This is a genomic window from Streptomyces sp. NPDC051207, from assembly GCF_040682395.1.
Taxonomy (GTDB): domain Bacteria; phylum Actinomycetota; class Actinomycetes; order Streptomycetales; family Streptomycetaceae; genus Streptomyces.
In genome coordinates, this window is record NZ_JBFBAX010000033.1 from 1 (window position 1) to 26,257 (window position 26,257).

General features: G+C 73.9%; 23 protein-coding genes and 1 pseudogene. 12 read left to right on the top strand and 12 right to left on the bottom strand.

Annotated elements, in window-relative coordinates; genetic code table 11:
* The first annotated feature begins 241 nt into the window (after nt 1–241).
* Nucleotides 242–907, top strand: a complete 666-nt coding sequence (locus AB0M97_RS25835; RefSeq protein ID WP_365963366.1) for a hypothetical protein — start codon at nt 242–244, stop codon at nt 905–907.
* A gap of 57 nt (nt 908–964) precedes the next feature.
* Nucleotides 965–5,263, top strand: coding sequence for a cation-translocating P-type ATPase (locus AB0M97_RS25840; protein ID WP_365963367.1), 4,299 nt, complete (start codon nt 965–967; stop codon nt 5,261–5,263).
* 327 nt (nt 5,264–5,590) lie between these two features.
* Here the strand turns inward: AB0M97_RS25840 and AB0M97_RS25845 are convergent, their stop codons facing one another.
* Nucleotides 5,591–6,940, bottom strand: a complete 1,350-nt coding sequence (locus tag AB0M97_RS25845) for an FAD-dependent oxidoreductase (RefSeq protein WP_365963368.1) — start codon at nt 6,938–6,940, stop codon at nt 5,591–5,593.
* A gap of 147 nt (nt 6,941–7,087) precedes the next feature.
* On the opposite strand from AB0M97_RS25845, the gene AB0M97_RS25850 reads away from it, so the two are divergent.
* Nucleotides 7,088–7,561, top strand: a complete 474-nt coding sequence (locus tag AB0M97_RS25850; protein WP_365963369.1) for a DUF6214 family protein — start codon at nt 7,088–7,090, stop codon at nt 7,559–7,561.
* Between the two features lie 78 nt (nt 7,562–7,639).
* Here the strand turns inward: AB0M97_RS25850 and AB0M97_RS25855 are convergent, their stop codons facing one another.
* A complete protein-coding gene (locus tag AB0M97_RS25855; RefSeq protein WP_365963370.1) occupies nt 7,640–8,323 on the bottom strand; it encodes a DUF305 domain-containing protein in 684 nt (227 codons plus the stop codon).
* A gap of 166 nt (nt 8,324–8,489) precedes the next feature.
* Here AB0M97_RS25855 and AB0M97_RS25860 point away from each other — a divergent pair, with 166 nt between their 5' ends.
* Nucleotides 8,490–9,989, top strand: a complete 1,500-nt coding sequence (locus AB0M97_RS25860) for a hypothetical protein (protein ID WP_365963371.1) — start codon at nt 8,490–8,492, stop codon at nt 9,987–9,989.
* Here AB0M97_RS25860 and AB0M97_RS25865 read toward each other — a convergent pair.
* The 5 genes from AB0M97_RS25865 to AB0M97_RS25885 form a co-directional block, all read right to left on the bottom strand.
* Nucleotides 9,977–10,660 carry a helix-turn-helix domain-containing protein gene (locus tag AB0M97_RS25865; protein ID WP_365963372.1) on the bottom strand — a complete coding sequence of 228 codons (684 nt, stop codon included), beginning with the start codon at nt 10,658–10,660 and terminating at the stop codon, nt 9,977–9,979. The genes AB0M97_RS25860 and AB0M97_RS25865 overlap by 13 nt on opposite strands.
* A 189-nt stretch (nt 10,661–10,849) precedes the next feature.
* A complete protein-coding gene (locus AB0M97_RS25870; RefSeq protein WP_365963373.1) occupies nt 10,850–11,539 on the bottom strand; it encodes an HAD-IA family hydrolase in 690 nt (229 codons plus the stop codon).
* A gap of 77 nt (nt 11,540–11,616) precedes the next feature.
* Nucleotides 11,617–12,288 carry a phosphatase PAP2 family protein gene (locus AB0M97_RS25875; RefSeq protein WP_365963374.1) on the bottom strand — a complete coding sequence of 224 codons (672 nt, stop codon included), beginning with the start codon at nt 12,286–12,288 and terminating at the stop codon, nt 11,617–11,619.
* An 83-nt stretch (nt 12,289–12,371) separates the two neighbouring features.
* On the bottom strand, nt 12,372–13,304 hold the full coding sequence (locus AB0M97_RS25880) for a M56 family metallopeptidase (RefSeq protein WP_365963375.1): 933 nt from the start codon (nt 13,302–13,304) through the stop codon (nt 12,372–12,374).
* 101 nt (nt 13,305–13,405) lie between these two features.
* Nucleotides 13,406–13,975, bottom strand: coding sequence for a DUF5134 domain-containing protein (locus AB0M97_RS25885; RefSeq protein ID WP_365963376.1), 570 nt, complete (start codon nt 13,973–13,975; stop codon nt 13,406–13,408).
* Nucleotides 13,976–14,282: 307 nt separating this feature from the next.
* On the opposite strand from AB0M97_RS25885, the gene AB0M97_RS25890 reads away from it, so the two are divergent.
* Nucleotides 14,283–14,852 carry a MarR family transcriptional regulator gene (locus tag AB0M97_RS25890; protein ID WP_365963377.1) on the top strand — a complete coding sequence of 190 codons (570 nt, stop codon included), beginning with the start codon at nt 14,283–14,285 and terminating at the stop codon, nt 14,850–14,852.
* Nucleotides 14,853–15,020: 168 nt separating this feature from the next.
* On the opposite strand, the gene AB0M97_RS25895 is transcribed toward AB0M97_RS25890, so the two are convergent.
* Entirely contained in the window at nt 15,021–15,413 is a 393-nt protein-coding gene (locus AB0M97_RS25895; protein WP_365963378.1) for a VOC family protein, read from the bottom strand.
* 70 nt (nt 15,414–15,483) lie between these two features.
* On the opposite strand from AB0M97_RS25895, the gene AB0M97_RS25900 reads away from it, so the two are divergent.
* Nucleotides 15,484–16,029: a GNAT family N-acetyltransferase gene (locus tag AB0M97_RS25900; protein WP_365963379.1), complete on the top strand. Its 546-nt coding sequence runs from the start codon at nt 15,484–15,486 to the stop codon at nt 16,027–16,029.
* A gap of 3 nt (nt 16,030–16,032) precedes the next feature.
* Here AB0M97_RS25900 and AB0M97_RS25905 read toward each other — a convergent pair whose 3' ends face one another.
* The gene (locus tag AB0M97_RS25905) at nt 16,033–16,716 is read right to left on the bottom strand and encodes a glycerophosphodiester phosphodiesterase family protein (protein ID WP_365963380.1); all 684 of its coding nucleotides are present in this window, start codon (nt 16,714–16,716) and stop codon (nt 16,033–16,035) included.
* 262 nt (nt 16,717–16,978) lie between these two features.
* Here AB0M97_RS25905 and AB0M97_RS25910 point away from each other — a divergent pair, with 262 nt between their 5' ends.
* From AB0M97_RS25910 to AB0M97_RS25920, 3 genes are read left to right on the top strand one after another with little or no spacing between them, the layout of a single operon-like run.
* Nucleotides 16,979–18,376 (top strand): DUF6421 family protein, encoded by a 1,398-nt coding sequence (locus tag AB0M97_RS25910; RefSeq protein ID WP_365963381.1) that lies wholly within the window; start codon nt 16,979–16,981, stop codon nt 18,374–18,376.
* Between the two features lie 35 nt (nt 18,377–18,411).
* Nucleotides 18,412–19,158 (top strand): SDR family oxidoreductase, encoded by a 747-nt coding sequence (locus AB0M97_RS25915; RefSeq protein WP_365963423.1) that lies wholly within the window; start codon nt 18,412–18,414, stop codon nt 19,156–19,158.
* The gene (locus AB0M97_RS25920) at nt 19,155–20,225 is read left to right on the top strand and encodes a low specificity L-threonine aldolase (protein ID WP_365963382.1); all 1,071 of its coding nucleotides are present in this window, start codon (nt 19,155–19,157) and stop codon (nt 20,223–20,225) included. Before AB0M97_RS25915 ends, AB0M97_RS25920 begins: the two co-directional genes overlap by 4 nt.
* Nucleotides 20,226–20,339: 114 nt before the next feature.
* Here AB0M97_RS25920 and AB0M97_RS25925 read toward each other — a convergent pair whose 3' ends face one another.
* Nucleotides 20,340–20,927, bottom strand: a complete 588-nt coding sequence (locus AB0M97_RS25925; protein ID WP_365963383.1) for a hypothetical protein — start codon at nt 20,925–20,927, stop codon at nt 20,340–20,342.
* Between the two features lie 229 nt (nt 20,928–21,156).
* Between AB0M97_RS25925 and AB0M97_RS25930 the strand changes: the two genes are divergently transcribed.
* Together AB0M97_RS25930 and AB0M97_RS25935 are read left to right on the top strand one after the other, a co-directional pair.
* Nucleotides 21,157–23,154 (top strand): NB-ARC domain-containing protein, encoded by a 1,998-nt coding sequence (locus tag AB0M97_RS25930; RefSeq protein ID WP_365963384.1) that lies wholly within the window; start codon nt 21,157–21,159, stop codon nt 23,152–23,154.
* 79 nt (nt 23,155–23,233) lie between these two features.
* Nucleotides 23,234–23,806, top strand: a complete 573-nt coding sequence (locus AB0M97_RS25935) for a transglutaminase domain-containing protein (protein ID WP_365963385.1) — start codon at nt 23,234–23,236, stop codon at nt 23,804–23,806.
* Between the two features lie 477 nt (nt 23,807–24,283).
* Here AB0M97_RS25935 and AB0M97_RS25940 read toward each other — a convergent pair whose 3' ends face one another.
* Together AB0M97_RS25940 and AB0M97_RS25945 are read right to left on the bottom strand one after the other, a co-directional pair.
* The gene (locus tag AB0M97_RS25940; RefSeq protein WP_365963386.1) at nt 24,284–25,012 is read right to left on the bottom strand and encodes a lysophospholipid acyltransferase family protein; all 729 of its coding nucleotides are present in this window, start codon (nt 25,010–25,012) and stop codon (nt 24,284–24,286) included.
* A gap of 184 nt (nt 25,013–25,196) precedes the next feature.
* Nucleotides 25,197–25,607: pseudogene (locus tag AB0M97_RS25945) on the bottom strand (DUF4395 domain-containing protein).
* 77 nt (nt 25,608–25,684) lie between these two features.
* On the opposite strand from AB0M97_RS25945, the gene AB0M97_RS25950 reads away from it, so the two are divergent.
* A complete protein-coding gene (locus AB0M97_RS25950) occupies nt 25,685–26,098 on the top strand; it encodes a thioredoxin family protein (protein WP_365963387.1) in 414 nt (137 codons plus the stop codon).
* Nucleotides 26,099–26,257 lie beyond the last annotated feature (159 nt).

The following is a 26,257-nucleotide window of genomic DNA, read 5'->3' on the forward strand; positions in this document are numbered from 1 at the left end:
GTCCCCCCTGGTCCCCCCCCCCCCCCCGGGGGCGGGCCGGGGGGCCCCCCCCCCCCCCCCCCCCGGGGCGCGGGGGGGGGGCGGGGGGCCCCCCCCCCCCCGCCGCCGTACGGCGGGCCTGGCCGCGCCTGCCGTGCGCCCTCCTGAAGACCTCACCGTACGGATCTCGTGCCGGGCGGATGACCTGCGCGATTGCGGGAACCCGGCAGGTCTCGGGAATGGGACACGAGGTGAGTGAGTCATGGCAAGGCAGCAGCAGTCGCCGGCGCCCCTCCCCGCGCCGTTGCGCACCGTGGCCGCGCCGCTGCTGACGGCGGCCTCCGCGCTGCGGAAGGTGCCGGGCGCGGGGACGGTGGGCAGGGTGGCCGAAGGCACACTCGACAAGGTCGGAATCGTCTCGCCGCGCGGCAGGCGCATCGCGGTCTACACCGGGGCCGGCGTGCTCGGCGTGGCGGGCGTCGTGGAGTGGCCCGTGGCCCTCACGGGCGCGGCCGTCGCCTGGCTGACCCAGCCGCGGGGCGAGCGCTCGGAGACCGAGCCGGCGAGCGGCGGGAAGACCACGTCGTCCGGGAGCGGCGGCGCGGAGGCATCCGGAGGAACCCCGTCCGCAGGCGGCACGACGACCTCCGGCGCGGCTTCCGGCTCCGGGTCCTCCGGCGGCACAAAGACCTCCGGCACCGGGAACTCCGGCAGCAGGCCCTCGACGGGCACCGGCACGCCGACCGGCAAGCCCTCCTCCGGAACGAAGGCGCACGCCGGGCGCGCCAAGTCCGCCGGGACCGCGAGCACCTCCCCCACGCCGCCGGCGTCGAGCGACACGGGCGGCACTGCGGGGTCCAGTGACTCCACGGCCGAATCGGCCACCAGCGGCTCCACCGCGCGGCGCGGGCGGACCACCAAGCCCTGAACGGAACGACGACCGGCCGACCTGCTCGGCCGCGCTGAGGGAAGAGTGAGGAGCCTGATGGGCAAGGGACTGCTGGCGGCCCCGTCGGCTGCCGTCGCGCTGGTGTCGGCGGGACCGCGGCTGCTCGCGCGCGGCACCGCCCCCGTCGTCGGTGCCGCCGCCGGGGCGGTGGCGGGCACGGCACGCGCCGGGGTGCGCAGCGCCGACACCGCGGTGCGCATCACGCGCGTCGCCCGCAACGCGCTGCCGAACGCGCCGCGGCCCTGGCGGTCCGGCAGCCGCGCGCACGTCGCGCTGACGGTCACCGAGGACGACCGCGTACGGCGCGGTGGCGGGCTGCGGCGGGCGGCCGGACGGGTCGCCGCCGAGCTGGCGCGCCACCCCGACGTGGCCCTCGCGTACTGGGACGGCGGCCTCGGCCGGCTGGTGGTGACCGCCGTCGACAGCGAGGTCGTCGACCGGGTGCTGGAGCGGGTGGCCGAGTCGGCCGCCCGCCACGGCCTCGCGCCCACCGACGAGGGCGCGGCGGACATCCCGCACCCGGCGAACCCGTCGGGCGTGCGCGCCGCGGCAGCGGCCCTCGCGGCCGACGGCATCGGCATCGCGGCCGGGCTGACCGCGTCCGCCCTGCGGCTGCCGCCCTCACCACGCGCCGTGACCGCGCTGGTGACACTGGTGCGGGAGAACCCGCGGGTACGGAGCCGGCTGCGGGCCCGGCTCGGCCCCGACCGCATGGACGTCGTCCTGGCCGCGGCCAACGCCGTCGCCCACGGCGCGGGGCAGACGCCGACCGGGCTGGTGCTGGACGGCACGCTGCGTGCCGCCCAGTTGCTGGACACGATGTTCCGGGCCGCCGCGTTCGACGCCGTGCACGACCGGGTGTGCCTGCCGGAGCGGATCAGCATCCCGCCGGGCGGCCACCCGCGCCCGGCGCTGCGCACCTCCCCGGCCCAGGAGTACGCCTCCCACGCCGCCACCGGCAGCCTCGCCGGAGCCCTGGCGACACTGCTCGTGAAGCACGACGGCGCCGAGGCCGCCGAGGCGGTGCTCGCGGGCTCGCCCAAGGCCGCGCGCTACGGCCCCGCCGCCTTCCACGCCGTACTCGGCGCCGCCCTGTCCCGCACGGGCGTACTCGTACGCGATGCCGAACGGCTGCGGCAACTGGAGATGGCCGACACGGTCGTCCTGCACCCCAGCGCGCTGCGCGCCCCCGGCTCGGGCGCGGACCCGTGGGCCGAACCGGTGCTGGACGCGGCACGGCAGGCCGGACTGCGCGTCGTGATGGTCGACGACCCGGCGCTGGCCGACTTCACCGCCCTCGCCGACCATGTCGTCAGCGGCGACCGGCCGCTCACGGACGTGGTGGCCGGGCTGCGCGGCGAGGGCGGCCTCATCACGGTCGCCCGCATCGCCTCGGCCGACGACACCGACGTCCTCACCGGACTGCTCGCCGGTGACGTGGCCGTCGCCCTCACCGACGCGGAGTGCGTGGCGTGGGGCGCGGACATCCTCGCGCTGCACGGACTGCCCGACGTGTGGCGGCTGCTGAGCGCGGTCCCGGCCGCCCGCGCGATCGGCGGCCGGTCGCAGACGCTGGCCCGGTCCGGCGCCGCACTGTCCGGACTGCTCGTCGCCGTCGGCGAGTCCGGCGGCCGCAGGCACAGCCCACTGCCCGGGCTGCGGCACGCGCCCGTCGACCTGGGCGCGGCGGCGGCCCTGCTCAGCGGCGCCCGGGCCGCCCTCAAGGTGGCCACGGCACGCCCGCCGCACCCCCGGCCCCGGGTGGCCTGGCACGCGCTGGACCCGGCGGACGTACAGGCCCGGCTGGAACGCGAGCACGGCCCCGGCCCCACCGAGGCCGAGCAGGCCGCCTCCCGTATCCGCGAGGCCGCCCGCACCGCCGGCCGGCACCCGCTGCTCGCTCCGGCCCGCTGGACGGTGCAGCTCGCCCGGGCCGTGCGCGGTGAGCTGGACGACCCGCTCACGCCCGTCCTCGCGGTCGGCTCGGCCGCCTCGGCGATCCTCGGGTCGGCCGTGGACGCCCTCCTCGTCGTCGGCGCGCTCGACCTGAACGCGCTGGTCGGCGGCGTGCAGCGGCTGCGCGCCGAGCGGGCCCTGTCCGGGCTGCTGGCCGACCAGAAGCAGAAGGCCCGCGTCGCCGGGAAGGGCTCCCGCAAGGCTCCCCGGATCGTGGACGCCGCGAAGCTCGTGCCGGGCGACGTGATCGAGCTGAAGGGCGACGACGTCGTACCCGCCGACGCCCGGCTGCTGTGGGAGGACGGCCTGGAAGTGGACGAGTCCGCGCTGACCGGCGAGTCCCTGCCGGTCGACAAGCGGACCGACCCGACACCCCGGGCGGCCGTGCCCGACCGGCGCTGCATGGTCTTCGAGGGCACGACCGTGGTCGCCGGCCAGGCCCGTGCCGTCGTCGTGGACACCGGCGACGACACCGAGGCCGCGCGCGCCGTCCACCTCGCCGCCCGCACCCCGCCCTCCGCCGGAGTCCAGGCCCGGCTCCAGGAACTCACCCGCAAGGCACTGCCGTTGACGCTGGCGGGCGGCGCGGTGGTGACCGGCCTGTCCCTGCTGCGCGGCACGCCGATCCGTGACGCGGTCAGCGGCGGTGTGGCGGTGGCCGTGGCGGCCGTGCCCGAGGGTCTGCCGCTGGTGGCGACCGTCGCCCAGCTCGCCGCCGCCCGCAGGCTCAGCCGGCGCGGCGTCCTGGTGCGCACCCCGCGCACCCTGGAGGCCCTCGGCCGGATGGACACCATCTGTTTCGACAAGACCGGCACCCTCACCGAGAACCGGCTGCGGCTGGTCCGTGTCACCGACGCCGACGGCACGGTCCACAAGGTGAAGGAGCCGGAGGCAGCCGACACCGTGCGGGCCGCGGCCCGGGCCTGCCCGCGGCTGGACGGCGGCTCGGACAAGCCGGTGCACGCGACCGACGAGGCCGTGCTCGACGCGGCCGGGGACGACCCCGGGTGGCGGCAGATCGAGGGCCAGCCCTTCGAGGCGGGCCGCGGTTACGCCGCCGCCGTCGGCCGGGACGAGGACGGCGGGCCCGTCCTCGTCGTCAAGGGCGCCCCGGAGACGGTCCTGCCTGCCTGCCGCGACCTGCCGGACCATGCCTCCGGGAGGGCGCACGACCTCGCCGCGGACGGGCTGCGCGTCCTCGCGGTGGCCAGGCGGCCGCTGCGCGACGGCGAGGACGCCTCCGAGGCCCTCGAACAAGCCGTGGAGAACCTGGAGTTCGCGGGCCTGCTGGCGCTGGCCGACGTCTCCCGCGAGACGTCCCCGGCCCTCGTCCGGGGCCTGAGGAACGCGGGCGTACGGCCGGTCATGCTGACCGGCGACCACCCGCAGACCGCCCGCGCCATCGCCGAGGACCTGGGCTGGCCGGAGGGCACCAGCGTCGTCACCGGCGACGAACTCGCCGCCGCGGACCGGTCCGCACGCGTCCGCATGCTGCGCGACGCCGGCGTGGTGGCGCGGGTCGCGCCCGAGCAGAAGCTCCAGGTCGTGGAGGCGCTGCGGGACGCCGGGCGGGTGGTCGGGATGGTCGGCGACGGCGCCAACGACGCGGCGGCCATCCGCGCCGCCGACATCGGCGTCGGCATCAGCGCGCGCGGCTCGGCCGCCGCCCGCAACGCCGCCGACCTGGTGCTCACCGAGGACGACCTGTCCGTGCTGATCGAGGCGGTCACCGAGGGCCGGGCGCTGTGGCACAGCGTCGCCGACGCCATCGCCATCCTGATCGGCGGCAACGCCGGCGAGGTCGGCTTCGGCATCGTCGGCACCCTGCTGGCCGGCCGCGCGCCGCTGTCCACCCGGCAGATGCTGCTGGTCAACCTGTTCACCGACCTGTTCCCGGCGATGGCGGTCGCGGTGACCCCCAAGGAGGACGCCGGGGAGAGTCCGGCGGACCCCGAGGAGCGCAGCGAACCCCTTGGCACGGAACTGCTGGGCGAGCCCCTCGTCCGGCAGATCCGCCACCGGGCCCTGACGACCTGCGCGGGCGCCACCGCGGCCTGGATGATCGGCCGCTTCACGCCGGGCACGGCACGCCGTTCCACGACGATGGCGCTGTGCGCGGTGGTCGGCACCCAGCTCGCCCAGACCCTGGCCGACCGGCGTGGCAGCCCGCTCGTCCAGGTCACGTCCCTCGGCTCGGCCGCCGCGCTCGTCGCCCTGGTCGAGACTCCCGGCGCCAGCCAGCTGTTCGGCTGCACGCCGCTCGGCCCGGTCGCCTGGGCGGGCGTCGCCGCGGCGATCGTGCTCGCCCTGGCGGGCCAGCGGGTACTGCCACGTCTGGAACGAGCGGTGACCGCACGGCTGCCGGAGACCGTGACCTGAACGCGGGCGCCTGGCCCGGCCGCCTCCCCGGTCCCTGCTCGCCCCGGCGGGCGGGCAGGGAGTCCGCGGAGGCGATGCCCGGGTCTCTCCGCGCGTGCGTGCCGCGGGGTGGGCGGCCCGGTCGGCCTCGTCCCGGGACGTGCCGGCTCCTTGCTCGCGTGCCTTGGCGGTCGGGGAGCCCACGTCTGCGACGCCCGAGGCACCGACGCGCGTGCGTGCCGCGGGGAGGGCGGCGGCCCGGTCGGCCTCCTGCCGGGACTTGACCGCTCCGCCGCCGAACCCGCCTTGCCGGCCCGACGATCCCGAACCGCCCCGCCCAGAGCCGCGCTACGCCCCCGCTGCCCCCGCCGCCCGCAGCAGTGCCTCCCAGTCCGGCAGCTTCACCACGCCCCGGCCCAGCGACGCCCCCAGCTCGGCCTCGGCCCGTTCGATCGCCTGCCAGCCGGGCCACCCGACCGGCTCGGCCCCAGCGGCCCGCAGCGTATCGACCGCGTCGTCGGGAACGTCCCTGCGGACGAGCACGGCGGCGTCCTCCAGCAGTGACGTCACGGTCTCCTTGGCGCACGGGCGGTTGCTGCCGATCACCCCGGTCGGGCCGCGCTTGATCCACCCGGCCACGTACTCGCCCGGCGCCACCACACCACCGCGCAGTACCCGCCCCGCCAGATGCGGCACCGTACCGGTCACCGCGTCGAACGGCAGCCCTTCCAGCGGCACCCCGCGATACCCCACCGACCGCAGCACCAGCTGCGCCTCGACGTCCTCGTACCGGCCGGTGCCCGTGACGCCGCCGTGCCCGTCCGGTGCCGTCCGCTCGAAGCGCACCCCGGCCACCCTCCCGTCCGCGCCGAGCACCTCGACGGGGCGCAGGAAGAACCGCAGCCGGATCCGGCGTCCGCTGCCCGCCGGGGGCGCGTCGGCCCAGCCGCGCAGCACCTCGACGTTGCGGCGCTGCGCGGCAGGCAGGGCCGACGGGTCGGCGTAGCCCGGGTCCCGCGCGAGTTCCGCCGGGTCCACGACCACCCCGGCGTCCGGCAGCGTGCCCAGCTCGCGCAGCTCCTTGGTGGTGAAGCGGGCCTGGGACGGGCCGCGCCGGCCGACCATGTGGATGTCCCGGACCCGGCTCGCGGCGAGCGCGGTGAGTGCGCCCTGCGGCATGTCGGTGGGGGACAGCTCGGCCGCGGCCCTGGCGAGGATGCGGGTGACGTCCACGGCGACGTTGCCCACGCCGATGACGACCGCGGACCGCACGTCGCGCACGAAGCCGTCGCCCGCCGGGACGTCGGGATGGGCGCTGTACCAGGACACGAACTCGGTCGCCGACCAGCTGCCGGGCAGCTCCTCGCCCGGAATGCCGAGGTGCCGGTCGGTGGCGGCGCCCACGCAGTACACGACCGCGTGGTACAGCTCCCGCAGTCGCTCGGCCGGCACGCCACCGGGCCCGCCGATCCGCACACCGCCGAGGAACCGCACCCGCTCGTGCTCCAGCACCGCCCGCAGACTGTTCTGGAGCGACTTGATCTTCTCGTGGTCGGGCGCCACGCCGTACCGCACCAGGCCGTACGGGCAGGGCAGCCGGTCCAGGACGTCCACGAGTACGTCGGGGTCCAGCTGGACGAGGCTCTGGGCGGTGTAGCACCCGCTCGGCCCCGAACCGACGACGGCGACACGCAGCACGGCCGAACTCCTCACCCTGGGGATCTTGTCAAGGAGTGGCTGACCTCTCCAGCATCGCACCGTTGCGGCTCCGCCGGCAGGGTGCAGTGCCCGGCGGCGGCGCGTGTCCGTTCGTATGGAGTGTGATGATGCGGTTACGTTCCGTGTGTGCTAGAAGCATCTTTTCTTCATCTGTCCGGCCGCCGCCCGGCGGACGGTGCCGTCTCCGTGCGGCCCGCGTGGGAGGTGCGGGAGGGCGACGGCGCCACGTCGTGGTTCGAGGTCCGGCTGGAGTTCGCCGACGGGGCGCGCGTCGACGCGCTGGCCGTGCGGTCGGGGCGGGGTGTGTCCCTGGAGGACGTGCGGGCCCGGCCGCCGCTCTCCCTGGACGACCTGACCGTGCTCGCCGACTGGCTGGAGGGGCCGCTCGCCGAGGCCTGCGGCGTGGCCAGCCGGCCGGAGGGCGCCGACGAGGTCGACGCGGGGCTCGTGGCGCGGGAGTACCGCGCGGCACAGGAGAGGGGTGCCGACCCCGTCCTCGCGGTGATGAACGCGACCGGCCGAGACCGCCGCGGGGCGCTCAGGCTCATCGGACGGGCCCGCGACGCGGGACTCCTGACGCCTCGTCACATCCGGCGCTGACCGGGCGCATTCCCCAATCAACCGGACGCGCTCCTCGCATCGGCCGGACACGTTCCTCGCACCAGCCGGACGCGTTCCTCACATCATCTGCCGCATGCGGGTGATCTCGCTGGTCTGCTGGGCGATGACGTCGTCGGCCATCTCCTCGATCTGCACGTTGTTGCCCTGCGCCTTCACGTCCGCGGCCATCGTGACCGCGCCCTCGTGATGCGTGATCATCAAGGTCAGGAAGAGCTGGTCGAACGCCTTCCCCTCGGCCGCGCGCAGATTCTTCAGCTGGCCGGCGCTCGCCATGCCGGGCATCGCGGCGTGGCCGTGCCCGCCGTGTCCCCGCGGCTGTTCCTTCTTGCCGTGGGTCTTCAGCCAGCTTCTCATGGTCTCGATCTCCGGGCCCTGCGCGGCGGAGATCCGCTCGGCGAGCCTCTTGACCTTCGTGGATTCCGCCTTTTCCGGGACGAGTTCGGTCATTTCCAGCGCCTGCCGGTGGTGCTGGATCATCATCCGCGCGTACTCGACGTCCGCGGAGTTGGGGGAGTCGTCGCCCATGTGTGCGGCGGCCTCCTGCGGGGACAGGGTCCGGTTGTCCTCGCCGGGCTTGCCGGGCGCGATCACCGAAGGCCCGCTCGCCGAGGAGGTCTTGGTGCCGGCTTCCGAGTCGCAGCCCGCGAGGCCGAGCACGGCCAGGGCGGTCAGCGTGGCCGGGACGAGAAGGACGCGGGGCGGGCGGCGGGAGAACACATCGACCTCCTGTGACGGGCGCATTGCGAGGCACCTTGTGGGTGCGATGACCGTCCTAGCACGCTTCGGCTCATTACTGAGCAGAAAACTTCATTGCGAGTTCGTCTCCCTCTGTTGGTATGGGCATGGCGAGGGCAATACTGCGTGCTGCGTGAACCGTTCGCACGTGAACGGCGCTAGGGAGGAAACAGTGATCCTGTTGAACAACCGAACCCGTCGCAGACGCCTGGGGGTTGCCACGGCAGCCGCCGGCCTCCTGGCCTCGCTGTTCGCGGCGGGTCCCGCCGCGGCCGTCCCGGACCCCGGGGACGGCCCGACGAAGCAGAAGAGCGTGTCCGAGAGCACCCGGGCTGAGGTGCGGGAGGCCATCGGCGAGGGTGAGATACCCGCCCAGGACCAGATAGTCCACTCCGCCAACATCGAACACCTCGTCAACATCCCGAAGGACAAGCTGCCCGGCACCAACTCGGACCTCGCCTTCCAGGGCTCGTACGCGTTCGCCGGCAACTACGACGGCTTCCGGATCTTCGACATCAGCGACCCGAAGGCCCCCAAGACGGTCGCCCAGGTCCTCTGCCCGGGCTCCCAGAACGACATTTCGGTCTCCGGGAACCTGCTCTTCCTGTCCACCGACTCCTCGCGCAGCGACAACAGCTGCAGCAGCACCACCCAGCCCGCGACGGAGAAGTCCTCCTGGGAGGGCATGAAGGTCTTCGACATCAGCGACAAGGCGAACCCGAAGTACGTCGCCGCCGTCGAGACCGCCTGCGGCTCGCACACCCACACGCTGGTGCCCGAGCGCAAGAACGTGTACGTCTACGTGTCGTCATACTCGCCGAACGCCGCGTTCCCCGACTGCCGGCCGCCGCACGACGGCATCTCCGTCATCAAGGTGCCGCGCAGCGCCCCCGAGAAGGCGGCGGTCGTCTCCTTCCCGGTGCTGTTCCCCGGTGAGGGCCCCGACGGCGGCGGCAACCCCGGCGCGCCCACCAACCCGGGCGTCTCCAAGACGACCGGCTGCCACGACATCACCGTGCTGCCGAGCAAGGACCTGGCCGCCGGCGCCTGCATGGGCGACGGCATCCTGTTGTCCATCAAGGACCCGGAGAACCCGAAGGTCATCGACCGCGTGCAGGACAACGTGAACTTCGCGTTCTGGCACTCGGCGACCTTCAACCAGAAGGCCAACAAGGTCGTGTTCACCGACGAGCTGGGCGGCGGCGGCGCGGCCACCTGCAACGCGCAGATCGGCCCGAACCGCGGCGCGGACGGCATCTACGACATCACCGGCAGCGGCGACGAGCGCAAGCTGGTCTTCCGCAGCTACTTCAAGATCCCCCGCCACCAGGCCGACACCGAGAACTGCGTGGCCCACAACGGCTCGCTGATCCCGGTCAAGGGCAAGGACCTCATGGTCCAGGCCTGGTACCAGGGCGGCATCTCCGTCTGGGACTTCACCGACTCCAGCGCCCCGAAGGAGATCGCCTACTTCGAGCGCGGCCCGCTGACCACCGACCGGATCGTCGTCGCCGGCTCCTGGTCCGCGTACTACTACAACGGCTACATCTACTCGAACGACATTGCCAAGGGCTTCGACGTCCTCAAGCTCACCGACCGGCGCACCGACCCCGCACAGCGGGTCAGGCTGCACGAGCTCAACGTGCAGACGCAGCCGGACTACTTCGACTGACCCTCCACGGGGCACTCGACCGCCCCGGTCGCGAAATAGCGCGACAGGTCGGTCTCACACGTCCCGCCGGGCGCCTCGGTGTCCGGCGGGACGCCCATCTCCCAGTCCAGCCCGTACCGCGTGAACAACTCGGCGCGCAGCGCCGGCAGGGGCATCGGCGCGCCCGGCATCAGCGCCGCGTAGACCGCCCCCATCAACTGGGCGCGCAGCATCGGGTAGTCGTGGTCGACGTCCCGGGAACCGCGCCGGGCGACGGTGTCCCGCAGCAGCTCGGCCAGCCGCCGCTGCTCCGGGCACGGCACGAAGCCCTCGGCCTGGAGCAGTCCGGACATGTGCTGGCGCATCAGCACGGGCCGGTCCCGGGCCAGACCGAGAATCGCGTCGATCGCCCGCGCCAGGCGCTCCCGGCCGTCCTCGGTGCGCGGCTCGCGCTCCAGCGCCTCCTCCAGCGTGCGGTGCATCAGCCGGTGCACGGCGGACTGCACGAGCTGGCGCTTGCCGGGGAAGTAGTACGACACCAGACCGCGCGCGGAGCCGGCCCGGTCGGCGATGTCGCCGAGGGTGGTCGCGTCGTAGCCGTGCTCGCCGACGAGTTCGACCGCCGCCTGCAGAAGCCGCTCCTTGGAGCGCCGCCGCAATTCTTCATTGACCAAGGCGCTGCGCGGGGACATGCTGTAACTCCTGCGTTGACTGGCTGCCAGCCAACTATACTCAACGCATCCGGGCCGACCCCTGCGAGGGGTCCGGTCGGTGCTGCCGTCCGTCTCGGGCGACGCGGGGGATCGTCCGAGACGGACGTCGGCATGCCCGGGTGACGGCCCTGGGCCTCCGGCCGGAGCGATGCGCGGCGGTGGCCGTGCTCAATCCACGAGGTCCAGCACCGGCCGCAGCGCGTCCGGCCGTTCGGCCGCCGGCAGGTGGTCGACGAAGTGCACCCGGCAGCCGAGGACCGCCGCGCCGCCGTCCGCCCGCCGGTCGTCGCCGACCATCACCGTCTTGCGCGGATCGGCCCCCAGCGCCTCGCACGCCACCGCGAACAGCGCCGGATCCGGTTTCTGCACGCCGTGCTCGTACGACAGTACGTAGGTGTCGATCCAGCGGTCCAGACCGTGTGCGCGGAACACCGGGCGCGGGTCCCAGCCGATGTTGCTGACCACGCCGACGGGCACCGAGCGCTCCCGCAGCTCCCGTAGCACCTCGGCGGCGTCCGGGTAGGGCCGCCAGGCGGCCGGGGCCATGTGGCGGTCGTAGAGGACGTCGTGCAGCGCGGCGTCGGGCAGCGGCACCTGCCGGGACAGGCCGGTGTAGGCGGCGCGGTGCAGTTCGGCGCTGCGGTCCCGGATCTGCCAGACCTCGATGAGTTCCTCCGGCACGCGCAGCGGCGGGGCGCCGCCGGGCAGCGCCCCGGCCTCCTCCAGCGCCTTCGCCACCGAGACCACCTCGGCCTCCGGGAGCCGGACCCCCGCCTCGTCGAGCGCCCCGCGCAGCCAGGACTCGGTGGATTCGACGCGGAAGAGGGTGCCGGAGAAGTCGAAGAGCACGGCGGTCATGGGGTGATCCTAGGGGGCGGCGTTTCGCGGGGGGTGAGGATCCGGCCGTGGAGGGGGCAGTGGCGTGCCGGGGCGGTTCACGGCCGCCCACGCCCGTGCGCCAGCACCGCCAGCGTCACCGTCAGGGCGCCCAGGAGCCAGCCGCCCACCACGTCCGAGGGCCAGTGGACGCCGAGCCAGACCCGGGTCAGGCCGACGCCCGTCACGGAGATCACGGCGACCGCCAGCGCCGTACGGAACAGGACGCGGCCGGCGCCGTAGTGGTGCAGCAGCCACAGCAGCAGGCCGCACACGATCGTGGCGGTCATGGCGTGGCCGGACGGGAAGGCCGCGTAGTGGGCGGAGTCGACCGGGTCGGGCCACACCGGCCGGGGCCGGTCCACCGCGGCCTTGACGCCCTGCTGCAGCAGCCCGCCGAGCGCGCAGACGGCCGCCAGCCACACCGCCGTCCGCAGGGCGGCGTGCCGCACCAGCAGCCACACGGCGACGGCCGCGCACAGCAGGCGCATGGTCCACGGGTCCCACACCCAGTCCGTCAGGATGCGGCAGGCCTGCGTCAGCCCCGGTTCACCGACCGCCCAGCGGTGCGTGGTGCGGGAGATGTCCCCGTCCAGCCCCATCAAGGGCCGCCACTCGGCGGCGACCAGGGCGAGCAGCAGCACGGAGCAGGCGGCCAGCACGCCGGACCATCCCAGGGCGCGGCGGTGTCGGGGCGGGTGGGGCGGGGAGTCGACGGACGGGGTACCCATGCGTCGATCCTCGCGCAACGGCGGGGCGCGAGGCCAATCCCGCCGTCGGTCCCGGCCGGTCCGGGCGGCCCGCGCGGGCCGCTCTAGCCCAGAGCCCGCAGGCCGGGGACGAATGCCACCAGGACCGGGATCACCGGGACGAGTGAGGCCGCCGCAGTCAGTTGCAGGCGGCGGGTCGCCGGGAGCCGGTCCGGGGGAGTGAGGAGGCGGTGGACCCGCTGCCGTACATGCGCCCCCGGGGTGGGGCAGGGACCGAACACGCCGCGGTCCTCGTTCAGTTCCACCAGGGCGAGCGCGGTCGTGAGGCGGCCGAAGCGGCGGGAGGCCATGTCGTCGGCGGCGAGTTCGACCAGCCGGTGCATCTCCTCGCGGAACACGGCGAAAACCCGCACCTGCGGAAAGCCGCCCGCCAGCGCGGCCGAGCAGTGCAGCAGCCAGTGGTGCCGGGCCTGCGCGTGCCCCTGCTCGTGGGCCAGCACCGCGTCCAGCTGCCGCCCCTTCAGCCGGCGCAACGCGGCCGTGGTCACCACCAGTTGGCCCTCCGGGCCGGCCAGCCACCAGGCCTCGGGCCGTTCGCCCTCCAGGACGACGAGCCGGCCGCCGCGCTCCTCGCCCGGCAACAGGGGCGCCCGCGCGAGCAGTTCGGTGCGGCGCCGGCGACGCCGGGCGTGGGCGCGGGCGATCTCGCGGACCAGCATCGCCGCGCTCCACAGCCCGCTGCACGCGAGGGTCACCGCCGTCGCCGCCGCCCAGGGCCCGGCCGTGCCGAGCGTGTACGCCTCCACGACCGCGCCGGGCGCCGACGCGAACACGTGCCCGCCCACCGCCCGCCACGCCGCCGCCGCGCTCAGCGTCATCGACAGCGCGCAGCACAGCAGGACGGCCGCGATCACGCACTGCCACACCCACAGCGCGACCACCGGTTCACGGTCCGGCCACCCGGCACCGGCGAGCAGCCGTGGGGCGGCCACTGCGGTCAGGGCGCCGAGCAGCAGCAGGACCGCGGGGAGGATCATGAGGGCAGCCTACGAGCGCCGCGCCGCCCGTGGTGCGGCATGCCGCACAAAGTGACGCAGGCAACGGTCCCGCCCGGCCCGCCGCGTGCCCGTCGGCCGCGTCAGAGCGTCAGCAGCATGGCGAGCATGGCGATGCCCATCGACAGCCGGCACGCCCGCGCCAGCTCCGGGCGGTCGCCCCAGCCGGTGCCCCCGGCGACGGCACGCGCGGGCGCCGCACGGCCCGGCCCGGCGGGGACGGGCACCAGCCGGTACCCGGACAGCAGGACGTATCCGACGAAGTAGAGCAGCAGTGTCCCGGTGAGCAGCGGGACGCCCGCGCCCGAGTGGGCGTGCGGCCGGCCCGCGGAGTCCGCCATGACGGCGGCCATGTAGACCATGGCCGTGGCGCCCACCAGGTGGTGCAGATGGTGCGCGTCCGTGCGTGCGGCCCACAGGGCGTGCAGTCCGGCCGCCCCGAACACCACCGCGTAGCCGGGCCAGGCCCACCACGGCGGGCTGAACACCGCCGCCGGCACGGCCATCACCGCCATGCCGAACCCCATGAGCGCATCGCCGCCGGCCGAGCGGCGCTGCTCCTCGACGCCGCTGCGCATCCGCAGCAGGCAGAGGGCGCCGGTCGCCGCGCACAGCGCGACCAGCAGCCAGCCGGACGATGCCGGTCCGTGCACACCGACCTCCCCGTTCGAGCCGCACGGTCGGTCAAGGGATGCCCGGGTCTCGCGGCGCGCACGCGAGCGCACAGGGGTGGACGGGGAGCGTTCGGGGGAGTGCGCCGCGCCGACCGGCCCGGCGGGCCCGCGTCCGGCGAACCGCGGCGGCGCGCCCTGCCCCGGGAGAGGGCCGTGCGCGCCGGGCGACCCGGACACCGTACGCTCGCCGCGACGGTACGACGCCGGGGACCGCACCCGGACGGGGTGCGCCGGGCGGGAACACCGTGGACCGGGGCAGCGACACGAAACGGGAGGACGCACGGCCATGACGGCAGCGAACGGACGGCCGGCGACCGGGGACACCACGCGAGCGGAGGAGACGCCCGGGGCGCCGGACGACACGGTCGCCGCGGTCGTCCGGCAGTGGCGGGCCGTCCACCCCGGCCTCGACACCGGGCCCATGGAGATCATCGGCCGCATCAACCGCTGCGCCGCCCTCCTCCAGCAGGCCGAGGACGCGCCGCTGCGCCGGGCCGGTCTGAGCCGCTCCGAGTACGAGCTGCTCGGGGCGCTGCGCCGCACCGGGCGCGAGCTGACGCCGGGAGAGGTGGCCCGCGAGACGTTCGCCTCGGGCACGGCCGTCACCAAACGCCTCAAGCACCTGACCGAGCGAGGCCTCGTGGAGCGCCGCGGTGACTCCCGCGACCGCCGCGTCGCCCACGTCCGCCTCACCGACGCGGGCCGTGACCTCGTCGACGGCATCCTGCCCGAGCAGCTGGCCTACGAGAGGTCCGTACTGTCCGGCGTCGCCCCGGCGGGCCAGGGCGACCTGGCGACCCTCCTCGGCGACCTGCTCGCCCACCTGGAGGGCAGGCTGGGACCCGCGCGGGCCTGACCTGGCACGGGCGCGTACGGCACGAGCGGGAGGTACGCGACCGTGCGGCCCTCCACCCGGCGCGGGAGGCAGGCGACCGCAGCCCTCCCGGGCCCGGCGCGGGAGGCAGGCGGCCGTGCCGCCACCCGCCCCGGCGCGGTGGCCCGGCCCGGGGCCGGTGCGGCGGCGTCAGATGCCGGGCCGGTACCGCAGCGGATGGTCCGCCGGCACCTCCACCAGCACGATCGGGATGCCGTCCGGATCGGCGACCCACGTCTCGATCAGCCCCCACGGCTCCCGCACGGGCGGACGGACGATGTCCACGCCCTTCGCCCGCAGCTCCTCCACAGCCGCGTCGGCGTCCGGGACCTGGAGCCACAGCCGCACGGACGGGGACGGCGGCTCCTCCGCCCGCCCCGACAGCTCCAGTAAGCCGCCGCCCAGAAAGTAGACCGTGCCGCGCTCCGGCCCCGTGCCGAACTCCCGGTAGACGGCGAGACCGAGCCGCCGCCCGTAGAAGTCACGGGACCGCTCGGGATCGGTGGGCCGGATCAGCGTCCGCCCCGCGAGAACCTGCACCATGGGCGGAGCCTAGTGGCACAGTTAGGCTCGTCCAGTCCCTGCCGCGCCCAGAATCGGAGACCGTCCCCTCATGGATTCCGTGACCGCCACCACCGGACTGACCTTCCGCGACGCCGGCGACGCCGACGTGGCCGAACTCGTCGCGCTGATCGAGTCGGCGTACCGCGGGGACGCCAGCCGGGCCGGGTGGACCACCGAGGCGGACATCCTGGAGGGGCAGCGGACCGACCCGGAGGGCGTGATCGAGGTCATCAAGGGTCCCGACAGCAGGCTGCAGGTCGTCGAGCGGGACGGCCGGATCATCGCCTGCTGCCAGCTGGAGCACCGCGGTGAGCACGCCTACTTCGGCATGTTCGCGGTGAGCCCCACGGTCCAGGGCGGCGGCGTCGGCAAGATCGTCCTCGCGGAGGCCGAGCGGCAGGCGCGCGAGACCTGGGGCGTCACGGAGATGCACATGACCGTGATCTCCGTGCGCGAGGACCTCATCGCCTGGTACGAGCGCCGCGGCTACCGCCGTACGGGGCGGACGACGCCCTTCCCCTACGGCGACGAGCGCTTCGGCGTCCCGCAGCGCGACGACCTGGAGTTCGAACTGCTGGTCAAGGAGCTCGGCTGAGCGTCAGGCCGTGAAGCGGCCGGTGCGCTTGATCTCCGGGTAGTCGGTGGTCACGCCGTCCAGCTCCAGGGCGTGCGCGAGCCGCAGATGCTCCTGGGTGTTGACCACCCAGCCGATGATCCGCAGGTCCGCCTTGCGGGCGTGCTCCACCACCTCCAGCGTCAGCCGGCGCAGGTTGAGGCAGACGGTCGCGGCGCCCGCCTCCACGGCGCGGTCCACGACGTCGAGGCCGTACCGGCTGGCGATCAGTGCCGTGCGCACGCCCGGCACCAGCCGGGCGATCTCGGTGATGGCCGCGTCGTGGAACGAGGACACCTCCACCCGCGGCACCAGGTCCCGCTCACGCATCACCTCGGCGAGGGCGCGCGCCGCCGCCACGTCCTTGATCTCGGCCTGCAGCGGGGCCCGCACGGTGTCCAGGACCTCCTCGAACACCGGGACCCGCTCCCCGCGGCCCGCGTCCAGCGCGCGCAGCTCGTCGAGGGTGTGCTCGGCGATCGGGCCGCTGCCGTCGGTCGTGCGGTCCACGTCCAGGTCGTGCATGACGACCAGGGCGCCGTCCTTGCTCAGGTGCAGATCGAGCTCGACGGCGTCCAGACCGGCCCGCTCGGCGGCGGCGAAGGACCGCAGCGTGTTCTCGGGTTCGACGCCCATGACCCCGCGGTGGCCGATGGTGAGAAGGCTCAATGTTCCACTCGCTTCCGTCGACGGCGGCTCGGCGGACGGAACGGAAGGGATCCGTCCGCACGGCAGGGCCGCAGCCTAACGGCCCGTGTCCGACGGTATCCCCCGGCACTCCGGACCGGTCCCGCCCCGAACCGTGTCCGACAGGAAAAAGTGCGGTGAAGGGCCGGGGTGTGCAGGATAATTTCCCGATGATCCTCTTGCTGGGAGAAACCTCGTCCCTCTACGGTGTCCTTACGTGAGCTTCTCCTGTGGAGGATGGGACATGACGGAAATTCTTGTGCAGGTGGGTGCGGAGGAGAAGGTTCCTCCGGCGACCAGGGTGGTGGAGCACCCGGCGTGGCCCGTGCTCAAGGATGCCGTGGAGCAGATCCGGCCATGGCAGTCGAAGGACGGATCGATCGACTTCGACGCCGAGGGCGCCCCGGCCCGCGCCGACGCCGAGCGCGCCGTGCGCCGGGTCTGCGACGCCGTGCGCGAGCTGTCCCCGCTGCTGCCGCACGACCGCGCCTACCACGAGGCCCTCGTGCAGGACCTGCTCCGCTGGGCCGAGGGTGGCTTCCAGGTGCCCGACTTCCTCGACTCGCTGCTGGCCTTCCAGCCCGCCGCCCACCGCGTGCACGGCCTCCAGCACCTCGTCGTCTTCCCGATGTACACGCAGAACGGCAACCCCGACCGCAACCTCGAGGCGGTCGTCCTGCGCATGGTCTGGCCGGACTGGCTGGCCGAGCTGGAGCGCACCCGCTACGACAACCCGCTGTTCTGCGGCATCACCTTCGAGGACTTCACGGCCGGCTACGACACCAACTCGGCCGTCCTGTTCCCCGAGACGATCGCCGTGCGCGAGGCCCCCGAGCGCTTCACCTGGGGCGGCATCTTCTGCGACCGCGAGGCCGCCCGGTTCCGCCGGGTGACCGCCGCCGCCGTCGACATCCTGGGCCTGGAACTGCCCGAGGACGTCGCCGCGCTGGTCCACGACCAGAAGCGCTGCGAAGAGGCCTTCGTGCTGTGGGACATGGTCCACGACCGCACCCACAGCCACGGCGACCTGCCCTTCGACCCCTTCATGATCAAGCAGCGCCAGCCGTTCTGGATGTACGGCCTGGAGGAGCTGCGCTGCGACCTCACCGCCTTCAAGGAGGCCGTGAAACTCGCCGGGGAGGGCGTCCCGCAGGCCCGCGACGTGCAGTACGCGGTGCTGTTCGACCGCATGTTCCGCTTCCCGGTCACCGGCGAGCGGGTGCGCAACTACGACGGCCTCGGCGGCCAGCTCCTCTTCGCCTACCTGCACAAGCACGACGTCGTCCGCTGGACCGACAACAAGCTGTCCATCGACTGGCAGCGCGCCCCGCAGGTCACCAACGAGCTGTGCGCCGAGATCGAGAAGCTCTACCGCGACGGCATCGACCGCCCCAAGCTCGTCCACTGGTTCGCCGGCTACCAGCTGGTCTCCACCTACCTCGCCCCGCACCCCGGCTCCACCTGGGCCAAGGGCCCCGACGCCCTGGACCTGACCCAGCCGCCGCGCAAGCTCGTCGACGAGGTGCTTCCGGACGAGTTTCCGCTCAGCATGTTCTACGAGGCCCTGTCCAAGAAGCTCAAGAAGGTGATCGCCTCCACCAAGGGGATCACGGCGGACGGCGCCGAGCGGGTCGCCGCGTGAGCGACCGCACCGACGAAGCATCGCTGGAGGCGAACATGGGGAACGGGGCTCTCGACGGCGCGGTCGTCGCGGTGGCCGGAGCGGGCGGACCCGCGGGCCGGGCGGCGCTGCTCAGGCTCGCCGAGGCGGGCGCGACCGTCATCGGCTCGGACAACGACCCGGAGCGGCTCGCCGAGGCCGTGGACGCGGCCCGCTACGCGCACGGCGGCGCCACGGTCACCGGCGAGAAGGTCGACCTGCTCGACCTGGACTCGACCCGCGACTGGGCCGCCCGCATCGAGAAGGACTTCGGGCGCGTCGACGGCCTGGTCCACCTCGTCGGCGGCTGGCGCGGCAGCCAGACCTTCACCAAGACCGACCTCGGCGACTGGGACCTGCTGGAGAAGCTGCTCATCCGCACCGTCCAGCACACCTCCCTCGCCTTCCACGAGGCGCTCCAGCGCAGCGACCGCGGCCGGTACGTCCTGATCAGCGCCGCCGGCGCGAGCAACCCCACCGCGGGCAACGCCGCGTACTCCGCCGCCAAGGCCGCCGCCGAGGCGTGGACGCTGGCCATGGGCGACTACTTCCGCAAGGCGGGGGGCGAGCAGGGGCCGACGTCCGCGGCTGCGATCCTGGTGGTCAAGGCGTTGGTCCACGACGCGATGCGCGCGGAGCGGCCCAACGCGAAGTTCGCGGGCTTCACGGACGTCAAGGACCTGGCCGACGCCATCGCCGGAGTCTGGGAGAAGCCCGCCGCGGAAGTGAACGGAAACCGTCTGTGGCTGACCGAGAAGCCGTGAACCCCCCGAAGACCGACGCGCGTCGCCACCACGACCCGGAGGTCCGCGGTTTCGCCAGTGACAACTACGCCGGGGCCCACCCGGAGGTGCTCGCCGCCCTGGCCCTGGCCAACGGCGGGCACCAGACCGCGTACGGCGAGGACGACTACACCGAGAACCTCCAGCGGATCATCCGCAGCCACTTCGGGGCGACGGCGGAGGCGTTCCCGGTGTTCAACGGCACCGGCGCGAACGTCGTCGCGCTCCAGGCGGTCACCGACCGCTGGGGCGCGGTGATCTGCGCCGAGAGCGCCCACATCAACGTGGACGAGGGCGGCGCCCCCGAGCGCATGGGCGGCCTGAAACTGCTCACCGTGCCCACACCCGACGGCAAGCTCACCCCCGAGCTGATCGACCGGCAGGCGTACGGCTGGGAGGACGAGCACCGCGCGATGCCGCAGGTCGTCTCCCTCACCCAGAGCACCGAACTCGGCACGCTCTACACACCGGAGGAGATCCGGGCCATCTGCGAGCACGCCCACGTGCACGGCATGAAGGTGCACCTGGACGGCTCCCGGATAGCCAACGCCGCCGCCTCCCTGAACGTCCCCATGCGGACCTTCACCAACGCCGTCGGCGTCGACATCCTCTCCCTGGGCGGCACGAAGAACGGCGCCCTGTTCGGCGAGGCCGTCGTGGTCCTCAACCCCGACGCCGTGCGCCGCATGAAGCACCTGCGCAAGCTGTCCATGCAGCTCGCCTCCAAGATGCGCTTCGTGTCGGTGCAGCTGGAGGCGCTGCTCGCCAAGGATCTGTGGCTGCGCAACGCCCGGCACGCCAACGAGATGGCCCAGCGCCTCGCCGAGGGCGTGCGCGCCGTGCACGGGGTGGAGATCCTCCACCCGGTGCAGTCCAACGCCGTCTTCGCGCGGCTCCCGCACGACGTGACCGAGCGGCTGCAGAAGCGGTTCCGCTTCTACTTCTGGGACGAGGCCGCGGGCGACGTCCGCTGGATGTGCGCCTTCGACACGACCGAGGAGGACGTGGACACGTTCGTGGCCGCCCTCAAGGAGGAGATGGCCCGATAGCGGGCACCGCCTTCCTCGCGGGCGGCCACGATCCGTGGGTGACTGGGGTTCAAGACACCGGCGGAGACGGACGACGGCCTTCGCGCGGGTGACGCGCGAAGGCCGTACGCCTGGTCAGCAGGGCTGGATGTTGCGCACCGGCGCCCAGTCCACGCCGGTGGTCTGAGAGCTGCGGGCGCCAGGCATCGACCAGGTCGACCCGTTCGTGAAGGTCAGGAGCGGGCGAGTGCCCGCGGTCTGGTTGTTGTCCCACGACCCCACGGTGAACCACGGAATGGTCCGCGCCCAGCCGCACGAGTACATGCCGATGTTGTCGCCGGTGAAGCCCTGGTACTTGTACGCGCAGAACCACCCGTAGCGCGCCCCACTCACACACTCTGCGGCGTTGGGTCCTTCCGCGGCCGTGCCCGTCTCTCCCAGCTGCCGCGGCTGCTTCTCACCCGGCACGGCGACGTTCAGCATCGCGCCGTTCAGGTCGATCTGGTTGGGCGACACCTGGGTGCCCGTTCCGGCCAGCTCGGTCAGGTAGGCGTCCACCTTGGCCTGGAGACCGGCCGCCTTCCCGGCGCTCAGGCCGGCTTCCCGGGCCTGGGCGACGAAGGCCGAGCGGCCGTCGGCCGCGGCGCTTGCCGTGCCGGCCCCGGCGAACGCGGCGAGCACCGTCATCGCCAGCGCGCCGAGCAGGAGCGTGATTCTGGACATCAAGGTTTCCCCCTTCGGTTCACGAGGGCGGGCGGCCCCCGTGGCAAGGGAGAGTCTGTGAAGGCGCGGGGAGCCGGGGCAACGCCGGAGGGCTGTTCCGTACAGCTCGGCCACCGTGCGGCCCGGTCACGGACCTGTGCGGATTTCTGTCCGGAACCTGTCCGACGGCACAGCCGCCAGGCTGGAATCGACATTGCCAGTGGACGGGCCCCTGGCAAGGATGAGTCACATGGGGGACGACCGGGGGACAGCGCCTCATGAGGTGGGGGACGCCGCCGCGTTCGTCGCCTCACTGCGGCGCCTGAAGGAGGCGTCGGGACTGACCTACCGGCAGTTGGAGGCGCGCGCGGCCCGCCGGGGGCACGCGCTGTCGCACAGCACGCTGGCCGGTGCGCTGAACCGCGTGTCCCTGCCGCGCGCCGAGCTCGTGTCGGCGTTCCTGCACGCCTGTGGCTGCCCGGACGAGGAACGCCGTGCCTGGCTGACGCTGCACCGGCGGCTCGGCGCGGGCGGTGAGCAGGGCGTGCGAGCCGCCGCCCCACCGGCACCCACGGCTGCCGGGCCCGCCGTCCCGGTAGCCGGACCCGCCGCTCGGGGAACAGGACCCGCTGCCCCCGACCCGTCACCGCGGCAGCCGTATCTCCCTGTCGTCCCGTCCCAACTCCCCGCCGATTGCGGGGGGTTCACGGGCCGACGCGCTGAACTGAGGCAGATCCTCTCCCTCGGACCCGGCCGGGGCGCGACGGCGGTCACGATCGGCGTCATCGACGGCATGGCGGGCGTCGGCAAGACCGCCCTCGCCGTGCACGCCGCCCACCGACTGACGCCGGCCTTCCCCGACGGCCGGCTGTTCGTCGATCTGCACGGCTGCACGCAGGGCGCCGACCCCGTGGACCCCGCGACCGCGCTGGAATCCATGCTCCGAGCCCTCGGCATTCCGGACGAGGGGATCCCGCCCCGTCTCGACGAGCGCGCCGCCCTCTACCGCACCCGCCTCACCGGCACGCGCACCCTCGTCGTGCTGGACAACGCCCACAGCGAGTCCCAGGTCGTCCCGCTGCTGCCGGCCGCGCCCGGCTGCCTGGTCCTGGTCACCGGCCGCCGGCGCCTCATCGGTCTCCCCGACGCCTGCCACATCTCCCTGGACGTCCTGCCGCCCGCCGAGGCGATCACCCTGTTCACCCGCCGCTTCACCCACCCCTCCGACACGGGCAGGCTGGCCCGCGTACCCCTCGAACGCCTGGCCGAGGTCGCCGAGCTGTGCGGGCGCCTGCCGCTGGCGCTGCGCCTGGCCGCCGCCCGGCTGCAGGCCCGGCCGGCGTGGACCGTGGACGACCTCGCCGGACGGCTCGCGCAGCGCCAGGAGCGGCCGGAGCAGCCGCAGGACGCCCGGCGCAGCGTGCCCGCCGCCCTGGACCTGTCGTACCGGCATCTCACCGCCGAGCAGCGGCGCACCTACCGGCTGCTCGGCCTGCACCCCGGGCCCGACCTCGACGCCCACGCCGCCGCGGCGCTCACCGACACCCCGGTCGCGCACACCGTCCGGCTGCTCGACGACCTCGTCGACTGCCACCTGCTCACCGAACCGGCCCCGGGCCGCTACCGCTTCCACGACCTGATCCGCCTGCACGCCAGGACCACGGCCGCCGCCGAGGACCCCGAGGCGGACCGCCGGGCCGCGGTCCACCGCCTCCTCGACCACTACGCCCACACCGCGTCGACGGCGATGGACACGCTGTACCCGTGCGACCGGGCCCGGCGCCCCCGAGGCCCGGTGGCCGGCACGCCCGTCCTCGTGTTCCGCAGTCCGGCGGAGGCGGAGACCTGGCTGGACGCCGAGGTGGAGAACCTGCTCGCCGCCGCAGCCCACGCGGCCACCCACGGCCGACCGCAGCACACCCGGCACCAGTCGGCCACGCTCCATCACCATCTGCGCGCCCGGGGCCGGTACGGCGACGCCGTGAGCCTGCACCGACGCGCCGCGGACACCGACGACGGCCCGCCGGACGGCCGGGATTTCGCGCGCGCCACCGGCAACGCCAAGGCGGAACTCTTCGCGCTGATCGGAACCGGCCACGGCCACCTGGTCCTCGGGCGGCACCAGGCGGCAGCGCGCTGCTTCGAGAAGGCACGCCACCTGTGGGCACGGCAGGTGACGTCCTCGGCATCCGCGGGTGGCCGCATGCTCCCCCTGGCGCGCGCGGCGGAACACCCGTGCCACGGCTGACCCCCACTGGATGCATATCTATACGTATGAGTGAAAATGCATTGACCGCTCTTCAGTCGCCTGCCTATGCTCTGCCGGCATGCAGCTGATCCAGCAGAATCCTGACTTCTCCGCCTATTTGGCAGTAGATGAGGCGATCGATCACGACCATCCCGTCGTGCGGAAGACCGCCGCCAGGCTTGTCGAAGGTGTGACGGACTCGTATGAATATGCGCGGGCGGCGTTCGAATTCGTGCGGGACACGATCCCGCACTCGCAGGACTCCGGCGACCTCCGCGTCACCTGGCGAGCTTCCGACGTCCTGGCGCGGGGCACCGGCATCTGTCACGCCAAGGCGCACGCGCTCGCCGCGCTGCTGCGGGCCGAGGACATCCCCACCGCGCTGTGCTACCAGCAGTTCGAGGTCGTCCACGGCCTGGTCGCCGTCCGCTTCCACGGCGCCTGGCACCGGCAGGACCCGCGCGGCAACAAACCCGGCGTCGACGCCCGGTTCTCCCTCGACGGCGAACGGCTGCCCTTCACCCCCGACCCCGCCGCCGGCGAACGCGACCACCCCGTCCTGTACGACCGGCCGCACCCGGCGGTCCTCCACGCCCTGCGCACCGCCACCGACCGCCCTCACCTGTGCCGGATCCTCCCCACCGCCCTGTGAACCCCGGCCCGGGCGGCTGGCCTGACCGCATGCGCGACGGCGGGGGAGACGGCGACACCGGCACGAGCACCGAACGGCCCACCGCGGGCGCCCGGTTGTGCGCCCACTGGGTTCCGGCACCGGCTGTGGCACTGGTCCTCGTCGCGGGCGCCGTGGCCGTACCACTGGCGCCGGCGGGGAGGACGCGCCATCCTGTCGTGACGTGCCGGCGGCGACCAGGACGCCGGCCGATGACCCGGCAGCCGCGGCCAACGCCCCGTCGCAGGCCGTGCGCAGCACCCACCGGTCGCGCACGTACGGCTCGGCCGGCCGGCCGCCGATGCCCAGGATCGCCAGGGCCGTCACCGACACCTTGGTCCAGCGCCCGCATTCACTCGCCCCGTCACGCGGTCCGCAGCGGTGAGCCGCACCGGGCGGTGCGGCTCACCGGTCACGGCCGGAACACCAGCGGCGGCGCGGTGAAGGCGGCGGCGCGGCTCAGCGGGCCTCGGTCTCGCGGACCTGCTCCGGAGTCGGCGCCGAACCGCCGAGGTGCGCCGGCAGCCACCACGTGTCGTCGGCGTCCTTGGGGCGCACCGGGTAGGCGCGCTGCGCGGCCTCGAGGAGTTCCTGCACGCGCTCGCGCAGCTGCCGGGTGATCGCGCCCGCGTACTTGTCGCGGGACGCCTCGATCGCCTCGCCGACCCGGATGGTGATCGGCGTGTGGCTGCGTCCGAAGTTGCGCGGCTGGCCCTTGGTCCACAGCCGCTGCGTGCCCCACACGGCCATCGGGATCAGGGGGACGCCCGCCTCCTGAGCCATGCGGGCCGCGCCGGACTTGAAGCTCTTGAGCGTGAACGACTGGGAGATGGTGGCCTCGGGGAACACCCCGACGATCTCGCCGGACCGCAGCGAGTCCAGGGCGTGCTGGTACGCCGCCTCGCCCTGCTTGCGGTCCACGGGGATGTGCTTCATGCCACGCATCAGCGGGCCGGAGATCTTGTGCCGGAACACGGCCTCCTTCGCCATGAACCGAACCAGACGCTTCTGCGGCAGTGCCGCCAGGCCGTTGAAGATGAAGTCCAGGTAGCTGATGTGGTTGCTCACCAGTACGGCGCCGCCCGAGCGCGGGATGTTCTCCGACCCCCGAAGGTCGATCTTGAGGTCCCACACCTTGAACAGAGTGCGAGCGAGACCGACGACGGGACGGTAAACGAGTTCTGCCATGGGCAGGTTGGACCCTTCCTTCTCTGCCTGGGAAGGGGACTCCCGGCGGAAAGTTACGCAGCCGTAGGTTTACGGCTTGTCGAGATCGTGCCCGAAGAACGTCCGGGTAGCCAGTCCTCTCGCCCGTCAACCGCGAGATTCTCGTCACGTCGTCGCACGCGACCCACCTCGGGGTTTTACGCGGTCATTGCCCGGCGCGGACCGTCGCACGCCGCACGAGCAGGTACATCTCGCACCCCAGGCAGTACCCGAAAGCAGCAGTGAGGAAGGCCGCCGCGAGCGCGGCCCCCGTCGCTGCCGACCCCAGCCACTGCGGGCCCGGCGTGAGACCGGCCAGACCGGCGACCGCGAAGAGCAGCCCCACCCCCTGCGCGAGGCGCGGCGGCCGCGGCGCCTCGCACTCCGCCGACGGCCCGAGCCGCGGCCGTACCGCCTCGCGGAACACCCCTCCGTACGGCGAGCCGCCCGCGGCGCCCAGCGCGAACGCCGGCGCCTGCCGGGTCGGCAGCCAGACGCTGCCGGCCGATCAGCACGACTGCCAGGACGGTGCTCGTCACGGCCGCCCAGAACCGCGGCCCCTCACCTCGATGTCCATGCGGCCCCGGCATCCCGCACCACGGGCCGTACCGGCAGCCGGGAATCTTTGCGGTCTCGTGAACGCTGGAGAAGAGGATGACCGGACTCATGGTGTGCGTGTCGGTGCTCGCGGCGGCGAGCGCCCACGGAGTGCTGCAACGGCGGCGGAGCGGGAGGACACGGGTGCGCGGGCGCGACCACGGCAAGCGGCTCGGGGCGGCCGAACTGGGCGCACCACTCGGCGAGCGGGCCACGCTCGTGCAGTTCTCCAGCGCGTTCTGCGCCCCCTGCCGGGCCACCCGGCGCGTCCTCGGCGAGGTCGCCGGCCTGGTCCCGGGCGTCACCCACGTCGAGATCGACGCCGAGGCCCACCTGGACCTCGTACGCGCCCTGGACATCCTCAGGACGCCGACCGTGCTGGTCCTCGACGCCGACGGCCGGGTCGTGCGCCGCGCCACCGGACAGCCCCGCAAGGCCGACGTGATCGCCGCGCTCGGCGACGCGGTCTGACCCCGGGGGACGACCGTGAGCCATCTCCCACATGCAGGGACGTACTTGACCATGCCCGGTTCGTGTCGTCAGCCTGAGGCGTATGCCTTCGGAATCCCTTCTCCTCGGGTGGGTGCACGCCGACCTCGCCCGCACCGCGAGCGCGCGCTGTCCGGGCTG